This window comes from Candidatus Poribacteria bacterium, assembly GCA_026706025.1.
GTDB lineage: Bacteria > Poribacteria > WGA-4E > WGA-4E > WGA-3G > WGA-3G.
On sequence record JAPOZO010000028.1, the window covers coordinates 37,564 to 55,586 of the forward strand.

Below are 18,023 nucleotides of genomic sequence, written 5' to 3' on the forward strand. Positions count from 1 at the left end.
TGGCAACCCGTGCAGCACAAACACGCCTGACACCCGAAGAATACATCGCTTTTAGAGAGTTACCGAACTGACAGAGTTGGAGCACGGGTACCCAGTATCTACAACGCTGGCAACTTTAAACACGCGCCTCAATCACTGCATGTCAAATAATGCTGCCCAGACAAATCCTCCTATTCTCAAAAATGTCCTCCTTACTGCACCGCTCAGCCTGATCGGACGTGCTGGCACATTTCTTATCTACATCGCCCTCGCTAATTGGTTCGGTGACCCGGCGGAGATGGATTTTATTTACTACTATTGGGGCATCGCTGCATTCCTTATTGAGCTGCTCAGTGCCGCCTCCGCCTATTCCGTCCTCGTCCCTCTGTTAGCCGAAGCCCGTGCGAAAGGTGAAACTGAGGCACAACGCTGTGTACAATCCATCTTTTCCCGTTATATCACGACAATGCCATGGCTCTGTTGTCTCCTCGTTGTCATTTCCTGGGCAATTTCCCAACTTTTTTTTCCAAATGCCGGGCTCACACCCACTACCACAATCAGTATCGTGTGTGGGTTCCTCTGTTTCACGACGATTGCATCAGTCCGTTGGATGCTCAAGGCGATATTAGACACTTATCAAGTGTTTCAACTCCCAGTTATTGTACAAGGATTCCGTGCTGCACTTGTTATTGGGATTATCTACCTATGTAAACCGTCTCTAACTTGGTTCAGTATACCGCTCGCGCTCATCCTTGGTGAACTTTTTCAAGTGATCGTCTTGTTCCCGCGATGCTGTACCATCCTGAACCTGCAAGCGCGGCATCTGAAACTAAATTTACAAGAAACACCATACACCAAACAGTTCCTACACCAATGCCTACTCATGATGGGTGCTGCGATTGCCGATGGAATCAACCCAGTCGTCGATAGGGGCATGGCAAGCACATTAGGGACAAGTTCCGTCTCGAAACTTGATTACGCACTCCGCTTGTGCGCAATCCCTGAAACGCTCACAGGTGTAACGCTTCCGGTCCTATTATCGCATTGGGCGAAGATCTCTTCGTCAGAATCACAATCAGAAAACGGCTTAACCACCAACGGGACGCAATTACAGCGAAGTGTCTGGCAAGGAGTCGTTGCGCTACTGGCACTGATGGTGCCCTTCTTGGCAGGCTTTTATCTTTTTCGGGAAAATATCGTTTCGGTTTCGTATGGACACGGTGAATTGTCTGAGGTGGGGCAGTTTCATATCGCTTCGTTGCTTGGTATCTATCTATTAGGGATGCTCCCACGTTTAATCAGCCGATTGCTAATCCGAGCACACCTCGCGCGTCAAGCGCATGGGACCGTTGTCACGGCAACTCTCATCAGACTTATCCTAAATCCGGTTCTTAATTGGTTGTTTATGCAGTATTGGGGATTAGACGGGGTCGCTTGGTCAACAGCATTGTTGTCTTATCCGATTCTCGCGTATATCGCAACCACGTTTTGGTGGGGCCAAGGGAGGCAAACTAAACGATAGCAAAGCGTTCCGGGTAATTTGACGTGATACCTTGCACACCGAACCTCTGCATCTCGCGCATGCGAGCGATGTCATCTACGGTCCAACACCACAGCGCAACACCGCGCCGCAGGACTTCATAAGCAAATTCCGCCGTGATTAACTCGTGATTGACATTCAGCAGACTGCTACCAAGCTCACCTAATTGCTGGCACAACTGGATAGGAGACACGTGTTTATCGCTGTTCCCGATGAGCCAACCCGTTGCGATACGAGGTTCTAATGCTCGGATAGTCTGTAAAACCGCGGTGTAAAAGGAGATAACAACGACGACATCCAGCGTATGCGTCTCATGAATCTTTGCGACAACTGCCTCAGCTATCAGCGGATCTTTGATTTCGAGAACAGCAATTGTCTCTTTTCCGATGCATGCTAACGCCTCTGTAAGCGTCGGTATTGGTTCACCCGCAAATTCGGTATCAAACCATCCGCCAGCATCGGCATTTTGAATCGTTTCTAAAGTAGTTTCGTTGATACGCCCATGGAGGTCCGTCGTCCGATCCAAGGTAGAGTCGTGTATCACGACAATCTCACCATCAGCAGTGCCGTGCAGATCAAGTTCAACGGCATCCACACCGATTTCGAGTGCCTTCTTGAATGCCGCAAGCGTATTTTCCGGCGCACTTCCGGATGCACCACGGTGCGCAATCCGAATCCACGAGCACATGATATCTTATCTCCTATTGTGTCTATTGACACTCCCGCAGCCAAAGCAGTGGGATTGTTAATTAAGTCCCTTCAATATCAGCACCACCACTCTGTTTAATCTTCTTTAAAAGTGTGGTCCGACTCATACCGAGCAATTCGGCTGTTTTACTGTGATTCCCTGAAAACTCATCTAACACCAACTCAATTAACGCCTTATCCAACTGAGCAATGATTTCCTCGTAAAGCCCTTGTTTTCCTTCAGCAACAGCCGTTTTTGTAGCGTCCTGTAAAACGGACTTGAGAGAAGTAAGTAGTTGCGATGTGTTTGTAGGATCCGCAATGGATCCTGTACGAATTTCTGGAGGTAGGTCGTCTGGAAGGATCACATCCGACCGACAGAGCGCCGCCGCGCTTCTGAGGCAATTCTCCAATTCTCGGACGTTGCCGGGCCATGTGTAATCTTGTAGCAGTTTCATGCCGTCTTCGGAGATACCACGAATCGGCTTGCCAAGCTCCTCTTGAATAAGTTGCAGAAAATGTGTAACGAGCAACGGAATATCTTCTTGGCGATCCCGCAAGGGTGGAAGATGGAGCGCGATACGTCTGAAACGATAGTAAAGATCCTCGCGAAATTGCCCGCGCTTCACCATGTCCCCGAGATCTTGGTTTGTCGCAGCAACGACGCGGACATCTACTTTAAGCGTACGGGTTCCACCCAATCGCTCTATTTCTTGCGTCTGTAGTGCGCGAAGCAGCTTCACCTGTAACGCCGGGGTCATGTTACCAACTTCATCAAGAAAAAGAGTACCACCATCTGCCAGCTCAAATCGCCCGGGTTTCCCTTCCGTTTTCGCGCCTGTGAACGCCCCCGCTTCATAGCCGAAGAGTTCGCTCTCCAAAAGTTCATCAGGGAGGGCACCACAATCAACAGGAATAAACGGTTTCTCTTTGCGTTCACTACCCGCGTGGATCGCGCGGGCAACAAGGTCTTTGCCTGTTCCCGTTTCACCGTCAATCAGGACTGTTACCGTATTGCTTGCCATAAGCCCGATGAGTTTGTAAATCTCGCGCATCTGGCTGCTTTTTCCAACCAGTCGGTGTCCACCAATCTGCGCCGTTGGTGATTCATCTGCTATTCCGACAGGTAAGGTGCTGCGAACGGATTGTGTTCGGAAGGCGCGCTCCAGTACACTTTTGACGATATCCAGATCAATCGGTTTCGGAACAAAGTCGAACGCCTGTAAGCGCATCGCCTCTATTGTCGTTTCTACATCGTCATAAGCCGTGATAATAATCACAATCACCCATGGGTGATTCGCTTTTATCTCACCTAATGCCTCCAAACCACTCATACCGGGTAGGTTCACATCGAGTAAAACGATATCTGGCTTGTCAGCTGCGATGCGGCGTAAACCCTCCTCAGCACTGTTCGCAATACCGACGGCGTAGCCTTCGCCTTCTAAGAACTGCTCGAATGCCCAACAGATTTTCTCATCGTCGTCAACGACCAATACATTTCTCATTTTGAACCCCGCACAAGCGCGTCAGTGTCTACGTGTCCTTCTCAGCCCGCTTTCCACCTTCTATAGACAACAGAAATTTTTCGCCATCATCGCTCATTTCAGTAGCACCAACTTCTTCTGTTTTTTCTTCTAACTTCCGTTTGAGGACCGGATAGGCATCCACAACCGGTACCTCGCTGAGAGGCGTCAATGCCGGTTTTTGTTTTTCAGCACTCTCAATTGCCTTGGCAAGCCGTTTATTTTTTTTCTCAACGTGTGCTGCGTCCCGCGCCTTGAAATCTGGGAGCACGCGTTCCGCAAACAGTTCCAGCGATTCCATTATGTCTTCATGGCGGTTCGCACCAGCCTGCTGAATGAAAACGACTTGGTCCACGCCAGCATCCTCCATCACCTCAAGATGTTCACGCACTTGATCTGGCGTTCCGATGCCTGCTCTACCCTCTGCAGGCTCCTGCGTTGTCTGTCTGTATAACTGCCAAATATCTGTTTGCCCTGGTATCTGTGAGCCGTTGTGATAGTAGTGTGCAAGCGCGAATCGGAAGAAACGCAACCCATCCAACCCACGCGCAACAGCCGTCTCCTCATTATTATGGCATGAAAATCCCGACACCATGGCGATGTTAGGGTTTACTCGCTGTGTCAGCGGTTCGCATTCCTTCTCAAAAATCTCGTAATACTCTTCCACCCAAAATTTGGCTTCGCTCGCATCGACAAAAGCAAAGGTTAACGCGCCAAGTCCATATCTGGCGGCGTAACGAAGGCTATCGCGACTGGAACAAGCCACCCATGGCGGTGGGTGCGGTGTCTGCAACGGTTTTGGAACCACATTGCGTGTCGGCATCGAAAAATACTGTCCATCATAACCAGCATAAGGCGATTGCGTCATCATTTTCGCCGTCTCGCGTGTGCATTCTGCCCACATCTCGCGTTTATGTTTCGGGTCAACATTGAAGCCACCGAGCTCTATATGCGAAGCAGACTCCCCTGTTCCCCATTCTACACGTCCATTTGATACTAAATCAAGCGTCGAAATCCGTTCAGCGACACGTGCGGGATGGTTATACGCTGGGGGCATCAACACAATCCCGTGTCCTAACCGAATCTGTGTCGTCCGCTGGCTACAAGCCGCAAGGAATACCTCCGGTGCAGAAGAGTGCGAATATTCCTCAAGGAAATGGTGTTCAACCTCCCAAATATAGTCGAAACCAAGTGCGTCAGCGAGTTCTACCTGCGCCAACGCATCTTGAAAAAGTTGATGTTCCGCGCCCTCATGCCACGGACGCGGAATCTGATGTTCATAAAACAGTCCAAATTTCATGCGCTTCTACCGTTCCTTATCAATTTAATAGTAATGCCCTACGTTGCAGTATCAAGCGTTTGCATCTCTGCGTCAGTCAACGCCCACGCGAAGACATCTAAATTCTCTTGCAAATGTGGCACCGAACCCGACTTCGGAATCGTGATAATGTCCTGCTGTATCAACCATCGGAGTGCCACCTGTGCTGCGGTTTTTCCGTGATTCTCACCAATCTCACGCAATACGGTGTCACTGGCGAGGTTACCAACAGCCAAAGGACGATGCGCTGTCATCACAATGTCGCGGGTATGGCAATAGTCTCGCAATTCTGCACGATTTCTCCGAACATGATACTCCACCTGATTCGTGCAAATCGGAAGTTCCGAGACCTCACACGCCTCTTCAACCTGGGCAATGCTAAAGTTACTGATACCGATGCTTTTCACCTGACCCGCGTCGTACAGTTTTTGGAACGCATCAAAAGTTTCAGCAACCGGAACAGAGCCGCTCGGATGGTGAATTAATAACAGATCAACATAATCCATTTGCAGATCGCTGAGGCACTCCTCAAATTGAGCGAGGACCTCGGCATGCTTGAGATGGGTGTGCCAAATTTTAGTGGTCAGAAAAATATCTTCGCGGTCGATGTGAACGTCGCGAAGCGCTTTTCCAATCTCGCGCTGGTTCTGGTACATCCACGCTGTGTCGATATGGGTATACCCCAAATCAATGGCTTCTTTGACGATGCGCCGGCACTGCCTGCCTTTGAGCTGCCAAGTTCCTAAACCCAGTATCGGTATTTCGTGGCCTGATGAAAGTTTGATGTTTTTCATAATACCCTATGATATGCGATTCCGAAAAAAAAGTCAAGTGCTAAGAAAACCCTCTCACAGTACTTTTAGAAAAATAAAATCAAAAAAAGTTGACAAACATCTACCGATGGTGTATACTATTAACACTATTTGCGGTCGAGTGGTGGAATCGGTAGACACAACGGACTTAAAATCCGTCGCCCGTAAAAAGGTGTGAGGGTTCAAGTCCCTCCTCGACCATGATTTAGGAAAATAAAACTTGCCGCAGGGTAGAGCAGCCAGGTAGCTCGTCGGGCTCATAACCCGGAGGACGGGGGTTCAAATCCCCCCCCTGCAATCCTTTTCAACCTTCCCTTTACAATCTTCTTGAACTTTTTCCGCTCCTTTGGTAAGATAACAACCGATACCTGTCTTTCAACGAACACTTCCAAACACGCTCTAAGCAAGTGATACCGTTACAGGAAAATAATAATTCGGGGAGTCATCAATGGCTCGTCTCAACGAGTCAAAGATTGGAGGAACCTATGCGTTATTTCAATGTAGTAACTGTTATATTCATGGTCGCCATATTAACTCCGACCGTATCAGCAGGGATATGGCAAGAAAACTTTGACAAAGGGCTGCCTGACGGATGGAACGAAGTCAGTGGTGAGTGGAAAATCGAGAAAGATGCCTACGCCGAGACTTCTGCTGGACCGTACGCCAAGACGATGTTTGGGGATGAAAATTGGACGGATTACACCCTTGAAGTGGATGTAACCTTGGTGAAAAATGTGAGCGACGTGAATGCAGCGGGGGTGTTAATCCGTGCCGATACGGACGGAGACAACGGCATGCGATTCTGGATTCGCACAGACCAGCATAAATGCCAATTCTCCCGATGGAGAGAGAATAAATGGGACCACATCGTAACGCCTTTACCTATTGACCCAGAAGTTGGCGAAACCTATCGTTTTAAAGTTGTTGCAGAGGGTCAAAATTATCAGTGTTTCATCGATGATGAACTCCTGTTCGAGGGTGACGATGATGCAAAATTCCGTGACAGTGGACGTATCGGCTTTATTACGCACTCGGCAAACGCCCACTTCGATAATCTGGTCATTGACGGAGCAGACATCCCTTCCTTCGCAGTTGAGCCGAATGGTAAACTCACAACGCGTTGGGGACAATTGAAAACAGATGTTCGAGTTCAGTAATGGACAGGAGACAACAATGGTAAGTGTTGAACGCCCATCTGAAATAGGCACACCGCAATGGAACGGTCCACAGCAACGACCACTGCATTTCGCACTTGATACCGCTGAAGTTGAGGCGTATCGCGAGAAAGGATTCCTCATTCTCCGTGATGTGTTCCAACCTACAGAGATTGAGACCTACCGCCAAGAAGCAGAACAGATTGTTGAGCGTGCGTTTGCGTTGAGCCATGAATTTCAGCTCGAACCGAAATACAACCTCCGCTTTGAGATATTGGCAAATGGACAACCATGGAAAATCGATCCGTTTGTGAGCATCTCACCACTATTTTCTGCACTCGCTCGGGACAGACGGATTATGGATCGGTTGGCATCGCTGTATAATGGCTACGAAGCCGTACTGTTCAAAGATAAACTCATCTTCAAACCACCGGACAGCCACGGTAATGGACTGCACCAGGATTACAATTGGTGGCAAGGCTTCCCGCAGAGTCTCCTTACGGTTTCAGTCGCGCTTGATGCCAGCACGAAAGAGAACGGATGCACAGAACTCTGGACGGGGCATCATCAAGGGTTTTTACATGAACCCGGTTCGCTTGATAAAGGCTCAATTGATCCCGAACATCTCGCAAACGAGGAACACGTCTACGTGGACTTAGCACCCGGAGACATGGCGATCTTTACCTGTTTGACGCCACACGCGGCGGCATCCAATAAATCGAAGCGTGCGCGGCGAATGTTGTTCCTCAGCTACAATGACAGTCGAGATGGCGAACACTATACCGCTCACTATGAACACTTCCGCTGGTATCGAACCCGCCCAGATCGTACGCCAGAAACTGAACGGTCAAAGTATTATTTTCTTTAACTTCAATTTGACCTAACCCTCAAATGTTTTGAATACCTGAAAGCACGACTATCCGCCATCAAAGCAACGGTTTTAGCGGGTAAACCTGACAAAAACATTTGACTTTTTTTATAATGTGTGTTATACTTAAAATAAAATGTTGGGGTAGAATTTACTAACTCGCCCCAGACACGTGCCGGTGTAGCTCAGTGGTTTAGAGCACACGACTCATAATCGTGCTGTCCGGAGTTCGACTCTCCGCACCGGCATTGCTCTTATTGGCGCAGCTGGCAGGTTCCCCGAACTTGCTGTTAAAAATTGGCACACCTCATGACAATCGACTTTGTGCGACAGATGCACCGTCTCATTGCACAACACAAGATGATTGAAGATGGTGAGACTGTGCTTGTTGCGGTCTCAGGCGGCGCGGATTCGCTTGCCCTTCTGTACGGGCTGCATGCTTTACGCGCACAACTTAACTGCAAACTTCACATTGTGCATTTGAATCACTGTCTCCGCCCGGATGCAGATGCAGACGCGGAGTTTGTTCGACAGCACGCAGCACGCTTGGAATTGCCTTGCACTATTCAAAGTGCGGAAGTGCCTCGTTTGGTAAAACAGTGGAAACTGTCTGTAGAGGCGGCAGGTCGGAAGGCGCGCTATCAATTTTACGAATCCGTCTGTACGGAAGTTAGTGCCACTAAAGTAGCCTTAGGACACCATCAGGATGATATCGCTGAGACGGTTTTGATGAACCTCATCCGCGGGAGCGGTGCGACTGGTTTGAAAGGCATCTCACCTGTCAGGGATATGAAATTTATTAGACCGCTCGCGGGGTTTACACGTCAAAAAATTGAAACGTTTCTTACATCCATTGGTATTGTCCCACGACATGACGCAACTAACACGGATACAGATTATCTTCGTAACCGTATCCGTGGCGAATTGATACCGCAACTTGAGCGTGATTATAATCCGAATATCAAGACCGGATTAAGTCGTACTGCCGACGTGTTGCGTGCTGAATCGGGATACCTCGACACAGCAGCGCGGGAGGCATTTGAGACGTGTCAGATACAAGGTCCAGACAAGAGTGTTGTACTAAATAGGGTGAAATTTCGCCAATATCACATCGCATTGCAGAGGCGGATGCTTCGACAGAGCGTCTCTGAAATGTTGGGCGATATGAACGATCTCTATTTCGCACATTGTGAAGCGATGCTAAACCTTGTCGAAGGGGATACCCCGAACACCGTGTTAGCACTTCCAAACGATTTGCGGTTTCGACGCGCATATCAGCAGCTCATCTTTGAAAGAAAACCAGTAGAAATAGAAAGTTTCACTTATCCGGTCACTATTGGTGGTAAAACATCTATAGCAATTTTAAATACTGAAATTACTGCTGAATTGGGGGATGTTGAGTCCCGCAGGACGCTCGCATTGCCTGATGGCAAGTTTGAAGCGATATTTGACCACGAAAAATTAAGGAAGGTGTTTGCAAAACCCACTTCAGAAACAGTTCCGCTCATAGTGCGTAATCGGCGGCAAGGCGACCGGTTTCAGCCATACGGTATGCGAGGAACGAAAAAGATTAAGGACTTTTTGATAGATGCTAAGGTGCCTCGCTACGAACGCGATAGCATTCCATTGCTTGTTTGTGGCGACGCGATTTTGTGGGTTATCGGCTACACTACCAGCGAATCTTTCAAGATCAAACCTGACACACGGCAATATCTCTATCTACATTATGTCAGCGACCAAACTTCTTCCTGAATCCGTTCTCATCTCTGAATCCTGTCTTCGAAACCGCATTGGTGAACTTGGAGCGCAGATTTCCACCGATTACGAAAATCAAGAGTTAGTCCTCCTCGGCGTACTCAGGGGAAGTGTGTTATTTTTCGCGGATCTCGCGCGTGCCATTTTTAGCGCACAACTTACTGATTCAGATAGAGAAGTCCAGGTCCGCTTTGAATTCGTGCAACTCACGAGTTACCATAACGGCACAAAACCATCAAGGGTCCAACTCATTCGCGGTGGCAGTGATTATCTTCAACAACAACACGTCCTCATTGTTGAGGATATTGTTGATACCGGGCACACTGTGAAGTCTCTTCGTGAACACCTCCGAACGCTGAATCCGAAAACCGTTAAGGTATGCACATTACTTGACAAACCTTCTCAACGCCAAGTACCCGTCGCTATCGACTATATCGGTTTTGAGATCCCAGACGCGTTCGTGGTTGGCTATGGACTTGATTACGCACAGCAATATCGGAATTTGCCCTATATTGCACGGTTGGAATCGACTTAAGTGCCTCAATATCTAATGAAAACGCTTTATCCTAAACAATTTAATTGACAATAAATTGCATATTTGGTATAATACTCAGATAATACATCATTAAAAAGGGAGATTTATGATGCGTAAATTCGTTTCGTTTGCCCTATGTGGCGTTTTGATCACGGCATTCATCCTTTTCACACATGCACAAATGTCGGACAAAGCGCAACTGGGGCGCGAACTTTTTCACGATCCGACTTTTAAAGGAACAATTAAACCAGGTAAGACAAAAGGGCACGCGACTGGGCTTACCTGCGCAAACTGCCACGCAGATTTTGACGATACAGCCAATCCAGACGGTGTTATTCGCGCGGGGCATAGTGTCGTCGGTGTCCCACACCGTGGACAGGCAAAAGGTGGAATGATTTCAGCTGAAAACTTTGCCCGCGCCGCTGGTGGCGGTGGCTTCTGTTATCAACATTTCTTACAGCGAATCCCAGGTACCGAAGTCAATCCGACTGCGATTCCAGAGGAACATGCCGAAGCACTCATGGCTTATTTTGAAGCGATCTCTGGTGATAACAAGGGTCCCCAGTTTGAAATGGCTATGTTAGATGACGACGCCAAAAAGGCTGCAGGTGAAAAACTTGCTGCGATGAGCGGCGATGCAGAGAATGGGTGGCAACTTTTCGGACGCGCTTGTGTCGTCTGCCATCCGACACCTTACAAAGCCGGGATTGGCCCCCAACTCATCCGCACGAGACCACCTCGCAACATAGATGCGACGTTGGTACGTTGGGCTACTAAAATTCGCGGAGGCGGTGTCTTGATGCCGTTCTATGCACCGGACATCCTTAGCGATCAACAGGTCGCTGATCTTCTCGCATTTCTGCGTCAAGAGTTAGAAAATGCCGGAAATTAAGCGCAGATAGGGATTTATCCTCCCAGCCAAACTTTTATTGCTAAACCCACTATTTTTGTAACTGACTCTCTTCACGACTCGTTACTGCTAACAAACCAACAAGTTTCTTGACTTGAACGATTAGGGTATAATTTGCGTATTCGTTTGTTTTACGTCCGTTTAAGTACTGTGAAAAATACGAAATAACGATTCGCCTCAGTCCAAAAGTCCACAGGTTGGTAAAACAGTAAACCTATGCCTTTGTAACACATCAGTGTTTCACCCGATCCGAAGTATGAAGAGAGGACGGTATCATGAGAGTATCTCAACGCGACATGTTGTTCTACATGTCCTTAGCCGGTATTTACATTCTCGTAGCAGGTCTCGTATTAAGTTTCGTAGGCTGCGGTGGTAGCAATCTAAAAAATCCTGTCGCAGAAGAGAGTCCAACAGTAGAAGATAGCGAAGCTACAGACGATATTGTTGAACTTACACAAATCCCGGACGTAGCGGAGCCGGAGCAGGTTACCGATCTTGACGTAAAAATCACCGTTACCAAGAAAACGGTGCAACCTGGTGAAGACGTTGAATTAACTGCTTCGGTGAAAGGGGTTAGAGGGACCAGTGTTACGTTGAACTGGCTGAACATTACCCAGTTTGGCGAACTTTCCGCATCCACCGAAAACCCGGTCACCTGGACTGCTCCCCAAACACTTGACGGGGAGAACGTTCAAGTTGAAGTTATTCAACTTGTTGTGACTGTGATCAGTGAAGTCGTTTCAGTTGGATCTTCTGGCATTGAAACCGACACGCAAATTTTCACAGACACGAAAAATGTCTTGCTGACTGTTAGAGATTAGTTAGGAGTAGATTCTGTCAAAATGAGCAATATCTACTCGGCTCAGGCTTTGACAGAGTTTGCCGCAGTTTTATTTTATTTTCTTTTGTCAGGGTAACAAATGAAGAGAAGGTTAATTCACATTTTTATAGGTGTTTTGTTTGCAATAGCACCTTTCGGAACAGCACTCGCTGCTGGTGTTCAGCAACATCTGGTTCAGAAAGGTGAGACATTGTCGGAAATCGCGCAGAAGTACAAAGTACCCCTCAAATCGATTATCCAAGCGAATAGTATTAAGTCAGCACACCGCATACGGACTGGGAGGACGCTGCGTATTCCCAGAGAAACTCTCGCATTTGAAGACATCTGGTATAAGGTTCAGCCCGGGGATACCCTGTTTAGTATCGGTCGCCGTCATAACATTGAATGGCGCGATCTTCAAAGGATTAACGGTATCTCCTCGCCGCGCAGCCTCCAGATTGGCAGAATGATACGGATTAGTGAGGATAGTCCAGGTTTCGCAAAACCGCTCAAGGTACCTTTAGTCGTTACATCAAAATACGGCTACCGACCTCACCCCGTAACGGGGCGCTACCAGCACCACGCTGGGATTGACTTCCGTGCTGCCACAGGCACACGTGTTTACGCTTCTAAAGCAGGTAGAGTTATCTTTGCCGGTCGAAAAGGTGGGTACGGGAAACTTGTCGGTATAGAACACGCGGACGATTTTACCACTTGGTATGGACATTTGTCACGCATCAGGGTAAAAGTCGGGCAAACTGTAAGCCAAGGAAAGGTAATTGGCTTGTCGGGAAACACCGGTATCTCCACCGGACCCCATTTACATTTTGAAATTAGGTACAAAGGCAGAAGTGAAAAACCAACTAAGTACATTACCATACCGTAAACGGGGTCTGCTACTTATAGCGACTATCTTTCTCTTATTCGCGTATTTTCTCGGTCAAAAAAGCACATTATCAGATCCACTCAACCTAAGACCCGAAGTTGGCACGCGTGGCATCGGATTAGGTGGTGCATTTATCAGTGCTGCAGATGATGCAACAAGCCCCCTCTGGAATCCTGCGGGGCTTGCGACGCTGCAGCGTGGAAACCTTATCTACGACCTGTCTCAAGGTGCTGTCTCCTTCGCTTATCCTATCAAATCTATCGGGACATTCGGCGTAAATTTCCTCGACTTAAATCGCGGCGATCGGTTTCTGATAGATCACGTTGCGAACCCGATCGGTAGTTTTGAACTCGGCAATAACCAGGCATTGCTCTCTTATGCCAGGAAATTCGGTCCTCTGCAACTCGGTGCCAGCACAGGGTATAGCCGCGCACCTTATTATGGTAGCCTTTGGGCACAAAACTATGATGTCGGTGTGTTGACAGCCCCTAACGCTCACTTTGCTTTCGGAATTCGGCTACGCGATATTTCTGGAGTTACCATTCGGCATAGAAACGGAGAGGTTCTGCAAACCTTTGACCAGCAACTTGCTCTCGGTGCCGTTCTTACACCCCACCCAATTATCCGATGGCACAACCGGTTAGATATTACACATCCAAGCCTTGGTACAAGCTTAGAAATCGGGAGCAAAACAATTGCTGCCCGTGTCGGCTCAACATTTGCCTTCAGCGACGAGGCACCATCTCAATCATGGAGTCTCGGATTTTCACTTAACCAATTGGGAAAGCAGCTCCATTACACCTACCTCAACCAAGAAAACCTCAACCACAGACATCTTGTTTCAATAGGCATGTCTTTTGGTGGAACACAACCTACCTCACAGAAGCCAGGCCCGATTGCTTTAAGTGCATCACAGAAGCCAGGCCCGATCGCTTTAAGTGCACCGCAAGTACCAGTATCTGAATCAGCAACTGAAAGAGAAAAAATACAACAACCAAAGTCCGCGGACAAGGCGGTCCAAATAGCGAAGCAATACGATATTGATGTAGAACTTATGCTTGCCATTATTCACGCCGAATCCAACTTTAATCCGATTGCTGTGTCTAAGAACGGCGCAGGCGGATTGATGCAGATGATGCCTGAAACTGCCCGTGAACTTGGACTTACAGTACCGAAGTATCAGGATAAAAGGAAACCAAAACTTGATTCACACATAGATGAACGATTTGATCCACATAAAAATTTGCACGCCGGTTTAACTTATTTTAAGATGCTTTTGGAAAAGTATAGAGGGGATATGACTTTAGCACTCGGTGCTTATAACGTCGGCCCCGGTAAGGTGAAAGTCGCTGGTCCCCTTATCAACAGCGGTAAAAGATATGCTAACAAGGTGCTTAGCCGTTCCCAACACTACCGTGACAACTCAGCGCAAATGGAAACTGATCTCAAGCGGTTAGACGCACTCCTGAAGTAAAAAGAGGACGCGCTTCCAAAACGCATCTATAGACTGCAAGGGGGTAATATGGATAAAATTAGATTGGCAATCGTTGGATGTGGCGGGATGGGACACCGGCACATGTATGGGTTAGCAGAACTCCATCGGGCAGGTTGGACACGGTTTAACCTTGTCGGTGCATGTGACCCAGTCCTTGCCAATGCCGAGTCACTCGCTGCGCAAGCAGAAGAACGTTTTGGTGAAAAACCTGCTGTCGTTGGAAGTCTCGAAGAACTCGCTGAAGTCGGTGTTGATGCCGTGGATGTAACAACTACACCCCCATATCACCACACCGTCGCCATCGAAACCCTCGAACGCGGCTGGCACACAATGGTCGAAAAACCGATGGGGTTAACTGTCCGGGCGTGTAATCTCATTCGGCGTGCCGCTGATGCATCTGAGGCAATCCTCAGCGTCGCAGAGAACTATCGGCGGGATCCGATCAACCGACTTGCCAAAGCACTGCTTGAGGCAGAAGTTATCGGGACACCTCGCCTCCTTATCCATCATGCCATCGGGGGCAACAACCGCATGCTTATCTCCGTCTGGCGACATCAGAAAGATCAGAGCGGTGTACTGCTGGATGTCGGTGTCCACTATGCTGACATGATGGAGTATCTCCTCGGTGAAATTGACACCGTCTATGCGCAAACCCGTCTTCATGAACCTATCCGACATAATTCTGCCGCAGTGACCGGTGAATCTGGCTCTAATCCTGCTGGTGTCTATACGAAATGGCAGCGCGAAATGCCCGCTGAATTTGAGGCAACTGCTGAGGATGCCGCTTATGCAACCCTGACTTTCAAAAACGGTGCCGTCGGACAATATATTGAGGATCACGCGGCGTGGGGACAAGGCAGCTGGCTCCGCAAAATTCACGGTTCTCAAGGTTCTATGACGCTCCCCGGTGACCGAGGCGGTGGAACTATTACCCTGAATATTGACGGCCAGGAAACGATTAACGACCAACGGATCTTGGACCTCGTTCCAGACTTCCGCTTAGACGCTGTCACAGCAGATCTGTTCGGCGGCGACCGATTGTGGAACTACTCGTTTAAGGAAGGGGACGCGAAAAATATCGCCATGGAATATGGTGAATTTGCTGAAGTTATTGCCGGAAAGCGCGAAGTTGAAGTCAACGCCTATCAAGGCACACGTTCCGTCGCTGTCTCCTACGCAATCCTCGAGTCCGGTGCAACAGGACAAATCGTTCAGATGGATCAGATGCTTGATGAATCCATTAATACCTATCAACGCGAGATTGACGAAGGATTGGGCCTCTGATTTTCCGATCTCATGCCCCCCTGATAAGGGGGGTTAGGGGGGTTACCTGCTTAAAAGCGTTTACTTATTTAGGGACCAGCGATGACAGACATACAAGAATTCGGCATCGGGCTAATCGGATTAGGGATCGGGCAGCAGCACCTACTCGGCTACCAGCGCCGAGGCCTGCACGTTGCTGCGATCTGCGACAAAGACGTTACACGCCTCAATGAAGTTGGTAACGCGTTTGGCATTGATAAACGATACACCCGTATCGCTGACCTGATTGCCGATACAGATGTTGACGTAGTTGACATGGCGGTGCAACCGTGGATCCGTTCTCCGATTGTCAAAGCCGCCGCCGAAGCCGGTAAACACATACTCTGCCAAAAACCGTTCTCAATGTCGATGCAACAGGCTATTGAAATGGTCAACATCTGTGAGCAACACAACGTGCAGCTGATGGTGAACCAAAACTCCTGCTTTGTTCCGGGTTTCCTCGCCATTGAACCCTACATCAACGCCGAATACCTCGGCGAAATCTACCACGTCTCCATAACCTGCAACGGATTTTACACCGAATTCCCTGAACGCCACTTGATTCCAGCGATGCAGGTGCATCACGTTGGACTTGTCTATAAATGGTTTGGCGAATATGAAAGTGTTTACTGTCAAGCACACGGACATAACCGCCCAATTGAGGCAGGCGAAACTCTTTCTGTCGCGCTCTTCAAAAGTCGGAGCGGTGTACAGGGTTTGCTTTCGTGTAACTGGGCATTTCTTGCCAACCCCGGACGCAACTTACAACATCCGCACGAGGAAATCCGCATCCAAGGCACCAAAGGGGCTATCTACGGGAACAGTGATGATATGACGGTTCACCTCACAGAACCAGAAACCCGAGAAATTAAACCGTCAATAGAGGGGACGTGGTTCCCAGATGCTTTTGGGAATGTGATGGCTCACTTTTTGGAGTGCTTACAAACAGGTGAAAAACCGATCACGGATGGGCGGGGTAACCTACACGTTGTCCAGACGCTTTTCGCCATGCATCAGTCTGCCACATCAGGAGCAGTCATTATGCTTGATGATATTCCGCTGGATGGCGCCCACAATCTGAATCCGCATCCCGTCCATAGCGCAGATGACACTACTATTTTGCAATGACATCACTACAGCCACACCTTCTAATTTCCTGCACAGCGGCAGCCTAATAATTAACCCCAAAAAGTTGCGCTCGCCTTCCGCTTAATGCCTCTACCAATCGCCTCTCCGATTATCCCAGAGATGCGCCTTGACAACCTCTTCGTTGAGTTCAGTTCCCCACCCCGGACGCGTCGGGGTTTTCATGTAGCCGTTCACAATATCTGGAACGTGCGTCGTTAAGTCGTCCTTCCACGGAACATCATCAATATCAATCTCCATGATTCGCACATTAGGTAAGACAGCACAAAGACTTGCACTCATATAAGTCGCGAGATGGCTATAATAGTTATGGGGAGCGACATTGAGCTGGAACACATTCGCCAAGTCACCAATTTTCTTTGACGGTGCGAACCCGTTCCACGGTACATCTATCATGAACACATCGGCAGCACGGCATTCAAAATAGGGTAAATACTCCCGCATGTAATAGAGATTTTCGCCGGTGCATATCTTCGTCGTCGTGGAATCCTTGATTTGACGGAGTGCCTCATGGTCGTACATATCGATTTCCAACCATAGCATGTCAAACGGTTCAAGCACTTTGGCAATACGCATGCACGCTTCTGGTTTGAAATTGAAGTTCAGATCGAGGTTGATACCAACATCGGGCCCAACTGCCTCTCTAAAGGTACCGATTAAGGTCTCAATGTGCCGTAGGAGTTGAGGCGTTACATTTCCATCAGTGGTACCCGGTCCATTGCTGAAGCCTGGGAAATAGACAGAAGCAGGGTCACCGGGAATGACAATGTTGGTTTTAAGAGCGGTGAACCCCTTCTCAACAACTTCTCGCCCCAACGCGGCGATGTCATCCATCGTTCTTAAAGGTGGCACACCAATGAGTTCAAAGTTGCGTGCGCGAGAGGAACCGCAGTGGGACCAATAGACGCGCACATTATCGCGTGTCGGTCCACCGAACAGTTCCACAACGGAGATCCCCAACGCTTTCGCCTTAATATCCACCAACGCGCACTCAATACCAGCGATCCCTTTCGCAGCGATGCCGCCAGGGCTTTGTCGAGAACCACGAATCATATCCGAAAACCGCATCTCATAAGGGCGCGGATCGCGTCCGATAAGCAGCGGCGTGAGGTCTTTGATAGTCCCCGCAACGCCGTTAGGATTCCTACCATCACTACATTCGCCGTAGCCGGTGACACCTTCATCGGTTCCCACCTTCACAAAAATCCAAGGCCGCCACCCCGCATCCACAATAAACGTTTCAATGTTTGTAATTTTCATATTATTTCCCTATAGTTTAACAACCTCTTTTCG

General features: G+C 48.6%; 16 protein-coding genes and 3 tRNA genes. 14 read left to right on the forward strand and 5 right to left on the reverse strand.

Annotated elements, in window-relative coordinates; translation table 11 throughout:
- Window positions 1-139: 139 nt before the first annotated feature.
- Window positions 140-1,501 carry a hypothetical protein gene (locus OXH00_06125; protein MCY3740578.1) on the forward strand — a complete coding sequence of 454 codons (1,362 nt, stop codon included), beginning with the start codon at window positions 140-142 and terminating at the stop codon, window positions 1,499-1,501.
- On the opposite strand, the gene OXH00_06130 is transcribed toward OXH00_06125, so the two are convergent.
- The 4 genes from OXH00_06130 to OXH00_06145 all read right to left on the reverse strand — a co-directional run bounded on the left by OXH00_06130 (window position 1,491) and on the right by OXH00_06145 (window position 5,841).
- Window positions 1,491-2,207, reverse strand: coding sequence for a glycerophosphodiester phosphodiesterase family protein (locus OXH00_06130; protein MCY3740579.1), 717 nt, complete (start codon window positions 2,205-2,207; stop codon window positions 1,491-1,493). The two genes, OXH00_06125 and OXH00_06130, sit on opposite strands and share 11 nt — an antisense overlap.
- A gap of 61 nt (window positions 2,208-2,268) precedes the next feature.
- A complete protein-coding gene (locus OXH00_06135) occupies window positions 2,269-3,711 on the reverse strand; it encodes a sigma-54 dependent transcriptional regulator (protein ID MCY3740580.1) in 1,443 nt (480 codons plus the stop codon).
- Between the two features lie 28 nt (window positions 3,712-3,739).
- The gene (locus tag OXH00_06140) at window positions 3,740-5,029 is read right to left on the reverse strand and encodes an LLM class flavin-dependent oxidoreductase (GenBank protein ID MCY3740581.1); all 1,290 of its coding nucleotides are present in this window, start codon (window positions 5,027-5,029) and stop codon (window positions 3,740-3,742) included.
- Between the two features lie 38 nt (window positions 5,030-5,067).
- The gene (locus tag OXH00_06145; protein ID MCY3740582.1) at window positions 5,068-5,841 is read right to left on the reverse strand and encodes an aldo/keto reductase; all 774 of its coding nucleotides are present in this window, start codon (window positions 5,839-5,841) and stop codon (window positions 5,068-5,070) included.
- A gap of 133 nt (window positions 5,842-5,974) precedes the next feature.
- On the opposite strand from OXH00_06145, the gene OXH00_06150 reads away from it, so the two are divergent.
- The 13 genes from OXH00_06150 (at window position 5,975) to OXH00_06210 (ending at window position 16,712) form a co-directional block, all read left to right on the forward strand.
- Window positions 5,975-6,060: transfer RNA gene (locus OXH00_06150), tRNA-Leu, on the forward strand.
- Window positions 6,061-6,083: 23 nt separating this feature from the next.
- Window positions 6,084-6,157: transfer RNA gene (locus OXH00_06155), tRNA-Met, on the forward strand.
- Between the two features lie 187 nt (window positions 6,158-6,344).
- The gene (locus tag OXH00_06160; GenBank protein ID MCY3740583.1) at window positions 6,345-7,016 is read left to right on the forward strand and encodes a DUF1080 domain-containing protein; all 672 of its coding nucleotides are present in this window, start codon (window positions 6,345-6,347) and stop codon (window positions 7,014-7,016) included.
- Window positions 7,017-7,032: 16 nt separating this feature from the next.
- On the forward strand, window positions 7,033-7,881 hold the full coding sequence (locus OXH00_06165; GenBank protein MCY3740584.1) for a phytanoyl-CoA dioxygenase family protein: 849 nt from the start codon (window positions 7,033-7,035) through the stop codon (window positions 7,879-7,881).
- A gap of 174 nt (window positions 7,882-8,055) precedes the next feature.
- Window positions 8,056-8,129: transfer RNA gene (locus OXH00_06170), tRNA-Met, on the forward strand.
- A 61-nt stretch (window positions 8,130-8,190) separates the two neighbouring features.
- On the forward strand, window positions 8,191-9,633 hold the full coding sequence (tilS, locus tag OXH00_06175; GenBank protein MCY3740585.1) for a tRNA lysidine(34) synthetase TilS: 1,443 nt from the start codon (window positions 8,191-8,193) through the stop codon (window positions 9,631-9,633).
- The gene (gene hpt, locus OXH00_06180) at window positions 9,608-10,171 is read left to right on the forward strand and encodes a hypoxanthine phosphoribosyltransferase (GenBank protein MCY3740586.1); all 564 of its coding nucleotides are present in this window, start codon (window positions 9,608-9,610) and stop codon (window positions 10,169-10,171) included. The genes tilS and hpt overlap by 26 nt, the downstream gene beginning before the upstream one ends.
- A 106-nt stretch (window positions 10,172-10,277) precedes the next feature.
- Complete coding sequence (locus OXH00_06185; protein MCY3740587.1) at window positions 10,278-11,063, forward strand: cytochrome c; 786 nt, start codon at window positions 10,278-10,280, stop codon at window positions 11,061-11,063.
- Window positions 11,064-11,356: 293 nt separating this feature from the next.
- A complete protein-coding gene (locus OXH00_06190; GenBank protein MCY3740588.1) occupies window positions 11,357-11,902 on the forward strand; it encodes a hypothetical protein in 546 nt (181 codons plus the stop codon).
- 99 nt (window positions 11,903-12,001) lie between these two features.
- Entirely contained in the window at window positions 12,002-12,787 is a 786-nt protein-coding gene (locus OXH00_06195; GenBank protein MCY3740589.1) for a M23 family metallopeptidase, read from the forward strand.
- Window positions 12,753-14,261, forward strand: coding sequence for a transglycosylase SLT domain-containing protein (locus OXH00_06200; GenBank protein ID MCY3740590.1), 1,509 nt, complete (start codon window positions 12,753-12,755; stop codon window positions 14,259-14,261). The genes OXH00_06195 and OXH00_06200 overlap by 35 nt, the downstream gene beginning before the upstream one ends.
- Before the next feature lie 48 nt (window positions 14,262-14,309).
- On the forward strand, window positions 14,310-15,566 hold the full coding sequence (locus OXH00_06205; GenBank protein MCY3740591.1) for a Gfo/Idh/MocA family oxidoreductase: 1,257 nt from the start codon (window positions 14,310-14,312) through the stop codon (window positions 15,564-15,566).
- Window positions 15,567-15,647: 81 nt separating this feature from the next.
- Window positions 15,648-16,712: a Gfo/Idh/MocA family oxidoreductase gene (locus OXH00_06210; GenBank protein MCY3740592.1), complete on the forward strand. Its 1,065-nt coding sequence runs from the start codon at window positions 15,648-15,650 to the stop codon at window positions 16,710-16,712.
- Window positions 16,713-16,802: 90 nt separating this feature from the next.
- Here the strand turns inward: OXH00_06210 and OXH00_06215 are convergent, their stop codons facing one another.
- Window positions 16,803-17,990 carry a mandelate racemase/muconate lactonizing enzyme family protein gene (locus OXH00_06215; GenBank protein MCY3740593.1) on the reverse strand — a complete coding sequence of 396 codons (1,188 nt, stop codon included), beginning with the start codon at window positions 17,988-17,990 and terminating at the stop codon, window positions 16,803-16,805.
- Between the last annotated feature and the right edge of the window lie 33 nt (window positions 17,991-18,023).